The sequence below is a fragment of the Agrobacterium sp. S7/73 genome (genome assembly GCF_019355535.1).
Lineage (GTDB): Bacteria > Pseudomonadota > Alphaproteobacteria > Rhizobiales > Rhizobiaceae > Agrobacterium > Agrobacterium tumefaciens.
In genome coordinates, this window is sequence record NZ_CP072136.1 from 2,173,669 (window position 1) to 2,187,806 (window position 14,138).

At 60.8% G+C, this 14,138-nt stretch carries 12 protein-coding genes; 5 read left to right on the plus strand and 7 right to left on the minus strand.

Annotated features, from left to right (window positions below; all coding sequences use genetic code 11):
* Positions 1-29: 29 nt before the first annotated feature.
* The 3 genes from J5276_RS10810 to J5276_RS10820 all read right to left on the minus strand — a co-directional run bounded on the left by J5276_RS10810 (position 30) and on the right by J5276_RS10820 (position 4,903).
* The gene (locus tag J5276_RS10810; protein ID WP_003511835.1) at positions 30-3,497 is read right to left on the minus strand and encodes a chromosome segregation SMC family protein; all 3,468 of its coding nucleotides are present in this window, start codon (positions 3,495-3,497) and stop codon (positions 30-32) included.
* Between the two features lie 84 nt (positions 3,498-3,581).
* The gene (locus tag J5276_RS10815; protein WP_003511833.1) at positions 3,582-4,262 is read right to left on the minus strand and encodes a DsbA family protein; all 681 of its coding nucleotides are present in this window, start codon (positions 4,260-4,262) and stop codon (positions 3,582-3,584) included.
* 128 nt (positions 4,263-4,390) lie between these two features.
* Entirely contained in the window at positions 4,391-4,903 is a 513-nt protein-coding gene (locus J5276_RS10820) for a DUF721 domain-containing protein (protein ID WP_003511832.1), read from the minus strand.
* 97 nt (positions 4,904-5,000) lie between these two features.
* On the opposite strand from J5276_RS10820, the gene mutY reads away from it, so the two are divergent.
* Both mutY and J5276_RS10830 read left to right on the plus strand, forming a co-directional pair.
* Positions 5,001-6,104 carry an A/G-specific adenine glycosylase gene (gene mutY / locus J5276_RS10825; protein WP_065702726.1) on the plus strand — a complete coding sequence of 368 codons (1,104 nt, stop codon included), beginning with the start codon at positions 5,001-5,003 and terminating at the stop codon, positions 6,102-6,104.
* Entirely contained in the window at positions 6,101-6,712 is a 612-nt protein-coding gene (locus J5276_RS10830; protein ID WP_003511829.1) for an HAD family phosphatase, read from the plus strand. Before mutY ends, J5276_RS10830 begins: the two co-directional genes overlap by 4 nt.
* A gap of 336 nt (positions 6,713-7,048) precedes the next feature.
* Here J5276_RS10830 and J5276_RS10835 read toward each other — a convergent pair whose 3' ends face one another.
* Positions 7,049-8,191: a site-specific DNA-methyltransferase gene (locus tag J5276_RS10835; protein WP_003511827.1), complete on the minus strand. Its 1,143-nt coding sequence runs from the start codon at positions 8,189-8,191 to the stop codon at positions 7,049-7,051.
* A 232-nt stretch (positions 8,192-8,423) separates the two neighbouring features.
* On the opposite strand from J5276_RS10835, the gene J5276_RS10840 reads away from it, so the two are divergent.
* Positions 8,424-9,524: a hypothetical protein gene (locus J5276_RS10840; RefSeq protein WP_112155217.1), complete on the plus strand. Its 1,101-nt coding sequence runs from the start codon at positions 8,424-8,426 to the stop codon at positions 9,522-9,524.
* On the opposite strand, the gene J5276_RS10845 is transcribed toward J5276_RS10840, so the two are convergent.
* Both J5276_RS10845 and J5276_RS10850 read right to left on the minus strand, forming a co-directional pair.
* On the minus strand, positions 9,484-9,945 hold the full coding sequence (locus tag J5276_RS10845) for a DUF1284 domain-containing protein (RefSeq protein WP_041694521.1): 462 nt from the start codon (positions 9,943-9,945) through the stop codon (positions 9,484-9,486). The genes J5276_RS10840 and J5276_RS10845 overlap by 41 nt on opposite strands.
* A 215-nt stretch (positions 9,946-10,160) precedes the next feature.
* Positions 10,161-10,841, minus strand: a complete 681-nt coding sequence (locus tag J5276_RS10850) for a GntR family transcriptional regulator (RefSeq protein ID WP_013635630.1) — start codon at positions 10,839-10,841, stop codon at positions 10,161-10,163.
* A gap of 191 nt (positions 10,842-11,032) precedes the next feature.
* On the opposite strand from J5276_RS10850, the gene J5276_RS10855 reads away from it, so the two are divergent.
* Positions 11,033-11,722 (plus strand): HAD family hydrolase, encoded by a 690-nt coding sequence (locus J5276_RS10855; RefSeq protein WP_112155216.1) that lies wholly within the window; start codon positions 11,033-11,035, stop codon positions 11,720-11,722.
* A 196-nt stretch (positions 11,723-11,918) separates the two neighbouring features.
* Here J5276_RS10855 and J5276_RS10860 read toward each other — a convergent pair whose 3' ends face one another.
* Positions 11,919-12,458 carry a hypothetical protein gene (locus J5276_RS10860; protein WP_003511819.1) on the minus strand — a complete coding sequence of 180 codons (540 nt, stop codon included), beginning with the start codon at positions 12,456-12,458 and terminating at the stop codon, positions 11,919-11,921.
* A 276-nt stretch (positions 12,459-12,734) separates the two neighbouring features.
* Here J5276_RS10860 and thrC point away from each other — a divergent pair, with 276 nt between their 5' ends.
* Complete coding sequence (thrC, locus tag J5276_RS10865; RefSeq protein WP_112155215.1) at positions 12,735-14,132, plus strand: threonine synthase; 1,398 nt, start codon at positions 12,735-12,737, stop codon at positions 14,130-14,132.
* Positions 14,133-14,138 lie beyond the last annotated feature (6 nt).

A 14,138-nucleotide genomic window follows, 5' to 3' on the forward strand; every position in this document is an offset into this window, starting at 1 on the left:
GCTTAAGGGGCAGACCCGGAACGGGAAACTCAGACGGCTTCGCGCAGTTGCTCGGCAGTCTGCAAATCCACGGAAACCAGTTGCGACACGCCCTGTTCGGCCATGGTGACGCCGAAGAGGCGGTTCATGCGCGCCATGGTGATGGGATTGTGGGTGATGATGACGAAACGCGTTTCGGTGGAGGCAACCATTTCGTCCATCAGATTGCAGTAACGCTCGACATTATGGTCGTCGAGCGGCGCGTCCACCTCGTCCAGCACGCAGATCGGTGCGGGATTGGTGAGGAAGACCGCAAAGATCAGCGCCATGGCCGTCAGCGCCTGTTCACCGCCGGAAAGCAGCGTCATGGTCTGCGGCTTCTTGCCCGGAGGACGGGCGAGAATTTCCAGGCCGGCTTCCAGCGGATCGTCGGATTCGATCAGCTGCAATTCCGCCGTGCCGCCACCAAACAGATGGGTGAAAAGCCGCTGGAACTGCGAATTGACCACATCGAAGGCCGCAATCAACCGTTCACGGCCTTCGCGGTTGAGGTTCTGGATACCGGCGCGCAGCTTGCGCACCGCGTCGATGATATCGTCGCGTTCCTTGATGAGGGCCGCGAGCTTGGCGGAAAGCTCCGCCTGCTCTTCCTCGGCACGCAGGTTGACGGCGCCCAGCCTCTCACGCTCTATCTTCAGCCGGTCGAGATCGCGCTCGACATCGCGAATATCTGGCTTCGGCTGGTCGGGACCAAGGCCGGTCAGGCGCAACGCCATATGCGGCTCGGTATTCAGCGTTTCGCGGATGCGATGTTCGGTTTCCTGCCGCTTCTCGCGGGCGGAAACAAGCCGCTCTTCGGCGCGGCCGCGCTTTTCACGGGCTTCTGCCAGTTCGGAAAGGGCGGTGGTGGCAACGCGGTCGGCGGCGCGTTGCAGGTTTTCCGCCTCCGCCAGCCGGTCCGCGGCCAAGCGGCGGGCGTCTTCGGTTTTCTGAAGCTCGGTCAGGAGGTTGCGGCGTTTCTCGTCGAACTCTTCCGGCGCAATGTCCAGTTCGGCGATTTCCTCGCGCGCCTCTTCCTCACGCTCACGCAGGGTGGCGATGTGATCGGCGGCACTGGCGGCCCGCGATGCCCAGGTGGAGCGCTCCTGCGCGATTGCCTGAAGCCGGCGCTGGCGGCTTTCCGCCTCGCGGCTCACCCCCTCGTGGCGGGCGCGCGCTTCTGCCAGCAGGCCACGGTCTGTGGCGACCTCCAGCTGGCTTTCACGCAGGCGCAGATCAAGGGCGGAAAGATCCGGTGCATCTTCCATTTCGATGCGGGCGTTTTCTTCCTGAACGACGATCTCGTCGATCTGCGCGCCGATCTGGTTCAGCGCTTCCGAGACGATATCCCGGCGGCGCAGAAGATCGCCAGAGGCGCGTTCGGCTGATGTCAGCGCCTCTCGTGCCTCGGCAAGATGACGCGTCACCAGCCGGCTTCTGTCGCGCACTTCCGAAAGCCGCAACTCGGCGCTTTTGATGTCGTCGGTCCTGATGGAGAGCTGTTCTTCGGCCTCCTCCAGACTGAAACGGGCCTCTTCCAGTTCCGTCTCGATTTCGGCAAGCCGGTTCTTTTGTGCCAGACGAAGGGCGGCGGCTCCCGGCGCATCAGCGCTGGCGATGTGGCCATCCCAGCGAAACAGCGCGCCCTCGCGCGTCACCAGCCGCTGACCGGCCTTCAGCGATGGCATCAGGCGCAAGGCTTCCGCAGTGTCGGCTGCAACGCCGATCTGGGCGAGACCGCGCCTTAATGCGTCCGGCGCCTGCGCATAGTTCAGAAGCGGCTTGACGCCCTGCGGCAAAGCAGGATCGCCCGCACCATCGCCGTTGCCGGCCCAATAGGCGGGAGCAGCGGGATCAAGGGCACTTTCGAGGTCGTCGCCAAGGGCTGCACCAAGCGCTGCCTCAAAACCACGTTCCACCGTCATTTCTTCCGCCACCGGCGTGAAGCTGCCATTGGCGGCAGCACTGGCCGCCAGGATTTTGGTGATGGTGCGCGCTTCCGTATCCAGAGCGTTCAGCCGGTTTCTCGCCGTTTCCAGCGGGCCGCGCGCCAGCGCTTCGGCGGACCGCGCCTCGGCAACGGCGGCTTCGGCTTCCTCTGCCACGATCAGAGCATCTTCCACCGCGATCTCGGCTGCCTCGACCGCCTCGCGGCGCTCCGAAGGATCGGGAAGGCCGGAAAGTTTTTCATCGACGGCATCGATCTCGGAGGATGCCTCCTGCGACTGGCGTTCCAGCCGGAGTTTACGATCGGAAAGCTCGCGGATCGCCCGTTCCAGCTGCTGGCGCCCGGCGGCGGCCTCGGCGCGCTCGGCGGTGATGGCAGTGAAAACGGTTTCGCTTTCAGTCAGTTTAGCGGCAGCTGCCTCAAAGGCTTCGCGCATCTCTTCGGCATGGCGGCCGGAATCAGCGAGGATTTCGAGAAGGTCTGCCTCTTCCTCATCGAGCCGTGCAAGGATCTGGGCGTTATCAGAGACAAGCCGTTCTTCGCGAACGATGTCTTCGCCAAGCTGCGATAGACGGCGCGCCAGCTCATCACGGCGGCGCAGCAGGCGGTTAGCCTCGTCATCCAGCTGGGTGCGGGCAATCTGTAGACGTTGCAGGGCGGCAGCGACACGCGCTTCATCCTCGCGCAATTCCGGCAGCTTCAGGCTGGCAATGCCCTGCTGTTTGGCCGCCTCCATCTGCGCCTGCGCCTTTTCGGCAACGATGTTCGTGGCTTGATTAAGCGCGCTTTCCGCTTCGCCTTCGGCTTCCTTGGCTTCTACCCAGCGGATATGCAGCAGGGTCGCCTCGCGGGCGCGGATATCCGCCGACAGCATCTTGAAACGGTTGGCCTGCCGCGCCTGGCGTTTCAGGCTTTCGATCTGGCTTTCAAGCTGGGCGGTCACATCCTCCAGCCGCTCCAGATTGGTCTCCGCAGCACGCAGGCGAAGCTCCGCTTCATGGCGGCGGGAATGCAGGCCGGAAATGCCGGCCGCCTCTTCCAGAAGCTGGCGGCGGGCCTGCGGCTTGGCATTGATGAGTTCACCGATACGCCCCTGCCCCACCATCGAGGGCGAACGCGCGCCGGTGGAGGCATCGGCAAACAGAAGCTGCACATCCTTGGCGCGCGCTTCCTTGCCGTTGATGCGATAGACCGAGCCGTTTTCGCGCTCGATGCGGCGCGTCACCTGAATTTCATCGGCATCGTTGAAGGCGGCGGGCGCGGTGCGATCGGAATTGTCGAGATAAAGGCCGACCTCGGCGGTGTTGCGGGCCGGGCGATTGCCGGAACCGGAGAAGATGACGTCATCCATGCCGGATGCGCGCATGTTCTTGTAGGAGTTTTCGCCCATCACCCAGCGAAGCGCTTCGACCAGATTGGACTTGCCGCAACCATTGGGACCGACGACACCGGTCAGACCCGGCTCAATGATGAATTCCGAGGGTTCAACGAAGGATTTGAAACCGACGACGCGGAGCTTGTTGAACTTCATGCCGCTCCGCTCCGCCTGAAATAACGGCAATAAAAAACGGGCGAACGGAAATATCCGCCGCCCGTTCCTTTGAGGGTTCGGCGATCAGAGCAGCTTGTCGATGACAGCCGACATGGTTTCAACCGACATGTCTCCCGCGTATTTCTTGCCGTTGATGATGAAAGTCGGCGTGGAGTTGACGCCGAATTCCGTCGCACCGCGTTGCATCGTTGCGTTCACATCATCCAGAAGCTTCTGGTTCGTCAAGCAGGCCTCGAAAGACTCCTGTGAGAAACCGGCCATTTTCGACAATTGCAGCAGGGCCGCACGGGCATCCTGGGCTGTTGCCCAGCTCTGCTGCTGCTTGAACAGCATGGAAACGAACGGGAAATACTGTCCTTCCGGTGCGCAGCGCGCCAGCATGAAGGCAGCAGCGGCACGCGGATCGAACGGGAATTCGCGGATGACGAAATAGGCCTTGCCGGTATCGATGTATTTCTTCTTGATCTCGTCAAAGGTCTTGTTGTGGAAATTGGCGCAATGCGGGCAGGTCATCGACATATATTCGACGATCTTGACGGGAGCGTTCGCATCGCCGAGCGCCGCTTCCGGCAGCGGACCGGGCTTCAACACCGCAGCCATATCCACGTCACCGGTGGATTCAGGCAATTCCTGCGCCTGGGCAACGCCCGGCGTGAAGGCAAACGGCAGGGCCGTGGCAAGGGCAGCAAGTGCAACGCCGCCGAGAAGGCTGCGACGGGAAATGGTCAGTTCGGAAAAATGCATGAAAGCACCTGTTGGTAATAGACTCTATTGTCTGTTGATTCCGATATAGCGACGGCCTGTTCATCACAAGCGGGGTTTTGAACTCTTCTTGTCAAAGAATTGTGACCAGTCAAGGACCGTGCGCGACATCAAATCGTCCCGCCCCGCGGCTTCTTCTTCTGCATCACCGCCGTGCCGAGCCTTTCCACTGCCTTGCGCAGCGCTTCGCTCTCGATGCCGTCCATCATATCGTCGAGACGTTTTGCCGCATCACCGCGCAGCGGCGGCGGCTTTCGCCGGCGGGGAACGGGCTGCGATACCGGCTTCTGCACGATCCTGATCTGGCGTACCGCCGGAAAGCCAAAAAAGCCGTTGATGCGGGCGATGAGCTCGCCCTGTGCGTGGGTGAGGAACAGAGCGCGCGCGCCTTCGCAGGCAATCGTCAGCACGCCCGGCTGGTAACCGCCGCGATCCGGCCCCTCGTCGCGACGCGGCCAGGTAATCTTTTCGGGCCGCGTGCAATCGGCAAAGTCATCGCCGGCTATCTCGTCCCACGAGCCGAGCAGCGCCGTGTTGATGCCCGCCCGTTTAGACAGGAGGGGATCCATGATGCCATTGGCTATTTCGGCAATCTGGATGACGCCTTTGCGTGGATATCGCATTTTTCACTCGGGTTTCAGGACCGGACAGTCCGGAGCTTCTTGATAGGTCGGTATGAATGGCCCAACTATAGGCCGAATCGAAGAGAAACGGCAAACCATGCTTCAAAAAACCGCCCCGTCATCGCACGCGCAGATGCTGCTCGCATGGTACGACCGCCACCATCGCGAGTTGCCTTGGCGCACCTCGCCGGCCATGGCGGCACAAGGAAAACGTGCCGATCCCTATCATGTCTGGCTTTCCGAAGTGATGTTGCAGCAGACGACGGTGCAGGCGGTTAAACCCTATTTCCTGAAGTTCCTCGCAACGTGGCCTCATGTCAGCGATCTGGCGGCGGCACCGGTTGAGGATGTGATGGCTGCATGGGCGGGACTTGGTTATTACGCCCGCGCCCGCAACCTGAAAAAATGTGCGGAAGCTGTGGCGAAAGAGCATGGCGGCGTCTTTCCCGATACCGAAGAGGGCCTGAAGAAGCTGCCCGGCATCGGCGACTATACATCTGCTGCCGTGGCGGCCATTGCGTTCAACCGGCAGGCGGCGGTGATGGACGGTAATGTGGAGCGCGTCATCTCCCGCCTTTTCGCCATAGATGCACCCCTGCCCGGCTCGAAACCCGCCATGAAGGCGAAGGTGGCGGAGCTTACGCCTCCCGACCGGCCGGGCGATTTTGCGCAGGCGATGATGGATCTCGGTGCGACGATCTGCACGCCGAAGCGCCCTGCCTGCGCGCTCTGTCCGTTCAATGGCGGCTGTCTGGCGCTTGCCCATGACGAGCCGGAGCGGTTTCCGGTCAAGGCCGCGAAAAAGGCAAAACCGGTGCGGCTGGGAGCCGCCTTCGTGGCGGTGAATGCAAGCGGCGAAATTCTGCTGCGGCGGCGCATAGAAAGCGGCCTTCTCGGTGGCATGACGGAGGTGCCGACAACAGCATGGACCGCCCGCGTGGATGGCGGCACCGACACGAGCCACGCGCCTTTTGCCGCGTCTTGGCAAGCGGCGGGCGTCATTGTGCATGTCTTCACCCATTTCGAGCTGCGGCTCACCGTCTATCGGGCACAGGTACCGGATGGGCTTGAAACCGGCGCGGATGACGGATGGTGGGAGCCGGTTACAAATCTTGACGCGCAAGCTTTGCCGACGGTGATGAAAAAAGTCATCGCACAGGCTATTCCATCCGCATTCGATGAAAGCAGGAAGTTTCGATGACCAAGATTGAGCATATCGTATTCGACATCGGCAAGGTGCTGATCCACTACGATCCGCATATTCCCTATAGCCGCCTCATTCCCGATGCCGACGAGCGCAAATGGTTCTTCGAGAATGTCTGCACCCATGACTGGAACCTCGAACAGGATCGCGGACGCGGCTGGGAAGACGCCGAGGCGCTGCTGATGGAGCAGTTTCCCGAGCGGGAAGAGCATATCCGCGCCTTCCGCAAGTTCTGGCATGAGATGGTCTCGCATTCCTATGACGACAGCGTCGCGATCATGACCGGCCTGATCGATAACGGTCACGACGTGACGATGCTGACCAACTTCGCCTCAGATACCTTCCGCGAAGCGCAGAAGATGTTCCCCTTCCTCACCCTGCCGCGCGGCGTGACGGTCTCTGGCGATGTGAAGCTGCTTAAACCGGATGTGGCGATCTACGAGTTGCACGCGAAGGAATTTGGCCTCGACCCTGCCGCAAGCATCTTCATTGACGATACGCTTGTGAATGTCGAAGGCGCCAAGGCCGCCGGCTGGCAGGCGGTGCATTTTACCGGAGCGGAAAAGCTGAAGCAGGATCTGCAATCCTACGGCGTGGATGTCTGACAGACCATCAGATCCAAAAAGAAAATTGGCGCAGGCGGAAATGGCGGTCTCCTGCCTGCGCCAGTCCTGCCGCAAGCGGCATGGGACAGCAATGTTTTCGTGAACTTTCCGAACCGGATTTTCACAACCATTGCTTTGCGTAGGACACTATGACCGTTCTCTTGCGCGAAACTTGTCTGGCTAAATTTAGATATTCAAAAATACCAACGCCCGACACCGAAGTGCCGGGCGTTGGTCGTTCTCCATCCGGGACTGAAGGTACTAAACCGGACGGAGACGTATGCTGACAATGGCGGGCGGTGGATCGTTGCCTTCAGCCTTTTGGGCTTTAGACTGTCAGGCCTTTGCCAGTTCACTGCGGATGATTGTTCTCAGATCATCGATAGGCTTCAGTTGGTCGCCATCCTCGAAGTGCCAGAACGTCCATCCGTTGCATGCGTCGAGACCCTGCACCTTTGCACCAAGACGGTGAATGGAGCCGGCAGTCCCGCCGGATGCAATCGTACCATCGGCACGAATAATGGCGCTATAACGGCGCTTTGCATCGGTCAGCACCTGGCCGGGACGGACGAGACCGCTTTCCACCAGAGTGTTGAAGGCAACACGCGGTTCGGCCCTCTTGCCGGTCATGACGGTCAGCTCCGCCTTGCCGAGCGGCTCGACGGCGGCGATGCGGGCAGAGGCCGCGTCGATGTAATCCTGTTCGCGTTCGATACCAACGAAGTGGCGGCCGAGACGTTTTGCAACCGCACCCGTGGTGCCGGAGCCGAAGAACGGGTCGAGCACGATGTCGCCAGGCTTGGTGGAGGCCATGATGATGCGTGCCAGCAATGCTTCCGGCTTCTGGGTCGGATGCACCTTCTTGCCGTCGTCACCTTTCAGCCGCTCATGACCGCTGCAAATCGGGAACAGCCAGTCGGAGCGCATCTGCACGTCGTCGTTGGAGGCCTTCAGCGCTTCGTAATTGAAGGTATAGCCCTTGGCTTTCGGATCGCGGCTCGCCCAGATCATGGTCTCATGGGCGTTCTGGAAACGGCGGCCCTTGAAGTTGGGCATGGGATTGGTCTTGCGCCAGACGATATCGTTCAGGATCCAGAAATCGAGGTTCTGGAGCATGGAGCCGACGCGGAAGATGTTGTGGTAGGAGCCGATGACCCAGATGGTACCATTCGGCTTCAGCACGCGGCGGCAGGCCAGCAGCCAGGCGCGGGTGAAGGCATCATAGGCCTCGAAGGAGGAGAACTGGTCCCACTCGTCATCGACCGCATCAACCAGCGACTGATCTGGCCGGTGAAGCGTACCGCCAAGCTGGAGGTTGTAGGGCGGATCGGCGAAAATCGCATCCACCGACTGGCTCGGGAGGGCATCCAAGGCAGCGACACAATCACCTTTGATTATGCTGTCTTTCCAGGCGTCACTCTCGCCCGCACGATCAAAACCGGCACGCCGAAAATCGGCCAGCGGAAAAACTGCTGCCATTGGTACTCGCTCCATACGCTTACTCTCTACTGATGCTTATGGTTACCGAAGATGGTTATCAAAGCCTGAACAAGTCACGGAAAATGCGAAATAAATGGCTGTTGCGGCCGACACGCGCAATTTGCTGGCGCGGGCGGGGAACCCGAAGTGGCGCAAAAACGTTGTGCACAACGGGTTGTCCTGTTCCGCATGTCGGTGCTGGCAATACCGGCAACTCAGGGGGTAATCCGCAATGACGTCCGTAACGCGAGTGGCTTCTTTTTCAGTGCATGCCTTTTCCGCGGCTCTTCTTCTGGCGGCGCTGCCGTCAAGCTTGGGGGCGCAGGAGCCGGCACCGCTATACAACGTCGTCACCGACGCTGTGCTGTTCGATGGCGGCCCCTCGCTCGGCAATAGCGACAGGGTGCGGTGGGATTTCTACAAGGCCGACCGGGCCGGCGTGCGCAGCGACGTCAATGCCGGCGGCTCCTACGACGCCACCTTCGAAGCGAAGCTGCCGGCGGGCAAATATGTCGGCGTGGCAGCGCTGGGCAACATCCGTCGCGAAATACCCTTCGAGGTGAAGGAGGGAAGCCTAACGAGGCCAAAGGCGAATTTCGACGCGGCGGAACTGACGGTGGTGCCAAAACGCAGCCCCGGCGGCGATGTGGAAAGCCAGGCGAAAACCGAAATCACCAAGGACGATTTCAAGGACAGTGTCTACGGGCAGAACACGACCTTCGTGCCGGCGGGCGAACTCCTCCTCACCGGCAGCATCGGCCCTGCGCGTGCGCAGGAAACGCTTGCCATCAAGCCGGGCGAGACGATCAGCCACGATCTAGTCATCCCGAGCGGCGTGGTCGTTGCCAAGGCGGCCTATACGGACGGTGGCAAAGCTGTGGAAACGGACGATATCCGTTTCGAAGCGCTTTCAGCCAAGGAGACGCTCGATGGCACGCGCCAGACCATCAACGGCGTTTACGGCACCGGCAAAACCATGGAAATGCCTGCCGGCGATTTCGTGATGCGCGCGCGTCTGGGCAAGGTCACGGTGGAACAGCCCTTCACCGTAACTGCAGGAAAACGCACTGAGATCAACCTCAACCTCGATGCTGGTGTTCTGGCAATCACGGCACCGGGTGCGGAGCGGATCGACATCGTCGAAACGACCAAGGACCTTCAGGGTACGCAAAAGGAAATTTCCGGCCGTTATGGCAACCGGCATCAGGAGACCCTGCATCCCGGCGATTATTCGGTGAAGGTGAGCTACGACAAGAAATCCGGGCGCGAGCCGAAGGAGATCAAGGCGACGGTCAAGGCCGCCGAGAGAACCGAGACGAATGTGCCGGAGTAGCAGTAAGCCGCTGCCCGGCCGGGTGCGGCGGCGGCTCGCCAATCTTCACGCCGGTAAATCCTGATGCCGCGATGCGATCGCACAGCCTAATCCACTGGCAGCCGCGACAGGCCTGCCGGATATCTCCGGCGGCGAAGGCCAGACGCATTTTCTCCAGTAGCTCCGGCGTTGCCCGCAGCCGCTTTCCGGCGGTGATTGTCTCGTTCAAAAGCGTTGAAACCGAAAGCCGGGCCGCCTCGTCCCTCTGCACCACGCCCTCGTTGAAACAGTGGGCATGGCTTTCGCACAACAGGCCAACGCAGATATCGTCCGGCCCATCGACCAGCTCGATATCCTCTTCGCCGGCGTTCAGCCGAGCGGCGACACGGTCGTAGTTTTCGACAAAGCCGGAGGTATATCCCTTCCCCACATAGGTCAGCATACAGAGAAGGTGATGGGGGCGAAGGCGGACCGTCACAGGGCGCGTTTCCGATGAAGGAAACAGATCGGCGGACAGAGGAAAAATCCGCTCCGTGATTTCGCCGTATCAGCAGCCATCCATGCTCCCTTCACGCACCGCGGATCGTCATCGCGGGCGGATATCGATAACCGACTTTTCCGGCGGAGTCCAAACGAGCCCAGCCAATCGTTCCCGGCCTATCCGACGATGGCGAAGGCGTCGTGCACCGAGCCTGAAGGGGTGCGGATTGCCTTGCGGCCGATCCATTGCACGTGCCCGTCGAGAATTCGCACCGCCTCCTCGGCACGGCCGCCGCGCAATGCGTCGAGGATCGCGCGGTGATCGGTATCGGTGCGGCGCTCCCATCCTGCCCGCCAGGCGGAAAACAGGAACCGGGCGCTCGCGGCATGCAGGCCGTCGATCGCCTCCATCAGGCGCGGCATGTTGCAAGGCGCCGTGATGAGGCGGTGGAAGCGGCGATTGGCCTCTTCCCAATGCTGCACATCGACCGCGCTATCGCCTTCGAGCGTGGCGGCCTCCGCCTGGTCGAGAATGGCTGAAGTCATGTTTGGAATGGCGTGGCGCAGCGCCAGAACCTCAAGCGCGGCGCGCATTTCCGCGACTTCGCGCACATCGGCGAGGCCGAAATCCGCGACCCGCACGCCGCGGCGCGGAATGCTGGCGGCCAAGCCCTGCGCCTCCAGCCTGCGGAACGCTTCGCGCACCGGCACATGCGATGCGCCGAATTCGGCGGCGATGTGATCCTGCCTCAGACGTTCACCCGGCGACAGCTCACCGCGCACGATGCGGTCAGCCAGTGTGCGGCTGATGCGTGCGGCAATGGTATCTTCGGGTCTGGTTTTCGCTGTCTTGGGCATAACATCCCATAACGCATCCGGCGCTGATCTGTGTAGCTGTTTTTGCACGCAGGAAACGCGCAAAGCCAAATCCCAGCTATGAGCCGGGCGCGACCGACCCTTGCGGGCCAGCCGGTTGAGCTTGACGCGGACTTGGTCTAAAAGCCCGGGCATCACTTTTTTCCAAGGCAAATCCGATACAGGGAGCGCCCATGAGCGGCTTCGACCTCATTATTTTCGACTGTGACGGCGTTCTGGTCGATTCCGAAATCATCGCCGCACAGGTGGAGTCCCGACTTCTGACCGAGGCCGGGTATCCGATCTCCGTCGAGGAAATGGGCGAGCGTTTCGCCGGCATGACCTGGAAGAACATCCTCCTGCAGGTGGAAAGCGAAGCCAGCATCCCGTTTTCCGCATCGCTGCTCGACAAGTCGGAAAAGCTGCTCGACGCGCGGCTGGAACGCGACGTGAAGATCATCGAGGGCGTCAAGTTCGCTCTGTCGCGCCTGACGACACCACGCTGCATCTGCTCGAATTCCTCAAGCCACCGCCTCGACATGATGCTGACGAAGGTGGGCCTGAAGCCCTATTTCGCACCACATATCTACTCCGCCAAGGATCTCGGAGCCGACCGCGTCAAGCCGAAGCCGGATATCTTCCTGCATGGCGCAGCCCAGTTCGGCGTTTCACCGGATCGTGCCGTCGTAATCGAGGATTCCGTGCACGGCGCGCATGGTGCAAAGGCAGCCGGCATGCGCGTCATCGGCTTCACCGGCGCATCCCACACCTATCCGAGCCATGCCGACCGGTTGACGGACGCGGGCGCGGAAACGGTGATTTCACGCATGCAGGACCTGCCCGCCGTTATTGCAGCGATGGCGGAGTGGGAAGGCGCTTTTTAATCTCTGGCTTTGTCACAAACGCCACTTCGTCATGCTCGGGCCTGTCCCGAGCATCTGCAACGACTTGATTCCACGATACGTGTTCGAATCCTCGGGACAGGCCCGAGGATGACGTTGCGTATGAGGCATGGTTTGTTTGCGATCTGCCCGAAAGCCCGCAAAAGCAGCCTCCGGTTTTTACATTTCGCCCGTCAAATCACCGGCGCTTGGTCTTGGCCTTTGCGCCCTGCTCGGCAAAACCGATATAGACACTGACCGACCTCGGTGCGCCGCCCGGTCCGTTGGGAATGGCGACATGATCGTTGTTGAAGATGAACTGCGTGCCGGCACCGCCTGCAGCAACGTCGATGGCGAAATTGGTCGTTTCGCCGTAAATCTCGCCGTCGCCGTCCTTAACGGTGACGCGGATCGGTACGGTCACGCGGCCGGGCTTCGACATCGGGCCGGGAACGAGACGGCCCTGGGCCAGCACGTTTACCGTCAGCGTGGTTTCGTTCGCGGTGCAAGAGCGCGTCGTGTCTGACAGCGAAACCTGATAGGCGAGTTTCTGCGGATCGTCCTTTGCGCCACCGGCATAGACGCGGTGGACGGCATTGGCATCGAGAACCGTGACCGTCGGGCAGTTGGCCTGCACCACCGGAGCAACGGCATTTGCCTGCGCCGCCGGAGGGTTGACGGCAAGCGAGTCTGACGGATTGGAGGAATTGCATCCTGCAACAACGGCCAGAAGCGACATCGCGGCGGACAAACGCAAGAAATTCCCTGACACTCTTCTAATTCCCTCTCCATTGTCCCGGAACCGAACCGGAGACGCTGTTTATTGACCTTTCACGCAGGTTGGCGATGGTCTATAGCAGCGACGCCGGAAAAAATCGATTGGCATGTTTGGTTTTGCTTGAATTTTCAAAAAAGCCCTTCATTACCTCGCCAATCGCCTCATTCCGGCGGGATGCTGCTGATAAAGAGCCGGTAACGGCAACGGACAGACCGGTAAACGACAAGGGACTATCTCGTGAAATATGTATCGACCAGGGGTGCGGCCCCTTCGCTTGGTTTCTGCGACGCGCTTCTGGCGGGCCTTGGACGTGATGGCGGGCTTTACGTGCCGCGCGAATGGCCCTCCATGTCGAAAAAGGAAATCCGCAACCTGCGCGGCAAGTCCTATCAGGACATCGCGTTTGAGGTTCTCTACCGTTTCACCGGCGGTGAAATTCCGGCCGACAAGTTCAGGGCGATGATCGACGACGCCTATGCGACGTTCCGCCATCCGGCCGTAGCACCCCTGACGCAGACCGGGCCGAACACCTTCGTGCTGGAGCTTTTCCACGGCACCACGCTTGCCTTCAAGGACGTGGCGATGCAGCTTCTCGCCCGCCTGATGGATTATACGCTGGCTGAGCGCGGCGAGCGCGCCACCATCGTCGGCGCCACCTCCGGCGACACGGGCGGCGCAGCCATCGACGCCTTTGCCGGGCGCGAGCGCACCGACATCTTCATCCTTTTCCCCAATGGCAAGGTCTCTCCGGTGCAGCAGCGCCAGATGACGACCTCCACCGCCTCCAACGTGCATGCGCTGGCGATCAACGGCAATTTCGACGATTGCCAGAACCTCGTCAAAGAAATGTTCAACGACGCGAAATTCCGCGACGGCGTCAAGCTTTCGGGCGTCAACTCCATCAACTGGGCGCGCATCATGGCGCAGGTGGTCTATTATTTCACGGCGTCCCTGTCGCTCGGCGGTCCCGACCGGAAGATTTCCTTCACAGTTCCAACGGGCAATTTCGGTGATATCTTCGCCGGTTACGTCGCCAAGAAGATGGGCCTGCCGATCGACAAGCTTGTCATCGCCACCAACGACAACGACATTCTGGCGCGCACGCTGAAGACAGGCCGTTACGAGATGCGCGGCGTCACGCCCACCACTTCGCCCTCGATGGACATCCAGATCTCGTCCAATTTCGAGCGGCTGCTGTTTGAAGCCTATGGCCGCGATTCCGCTTCTGTAAAGGCATCGATGGATGGCCTCAAGCAATCCGGCGCGTTTGAAATCCCGCCGCATGCGCTGAAATTCATCAAGAAGGATTTCCGCGCCGGCCGTGCCACCGAAAAGCAGGTGGCGGCGACGATCCGCGATACGCTTGAGAAAACCGGTTACCTGATCGACCCGCATACGGCGACCGGCGTTTTTGTGGCGGAAAAACACGAAAAGGCATCAAGCCCGATGGTGGTCCTGTCCACTGCCCATCCGGCTAAATTCCCGGCCGCCGTAAAATCCGCTTGCGCAATCGACCCGGCGCTTCCAGTATGGCTAGCTGACATTATGAACCGGGAGGAGCGTTTCGACATTCTGGACGCAGAGCTGAAGACGGTGGAAACCTTCATCGGCAGCCACGCACGCGCCGGCAAATAGAGACGC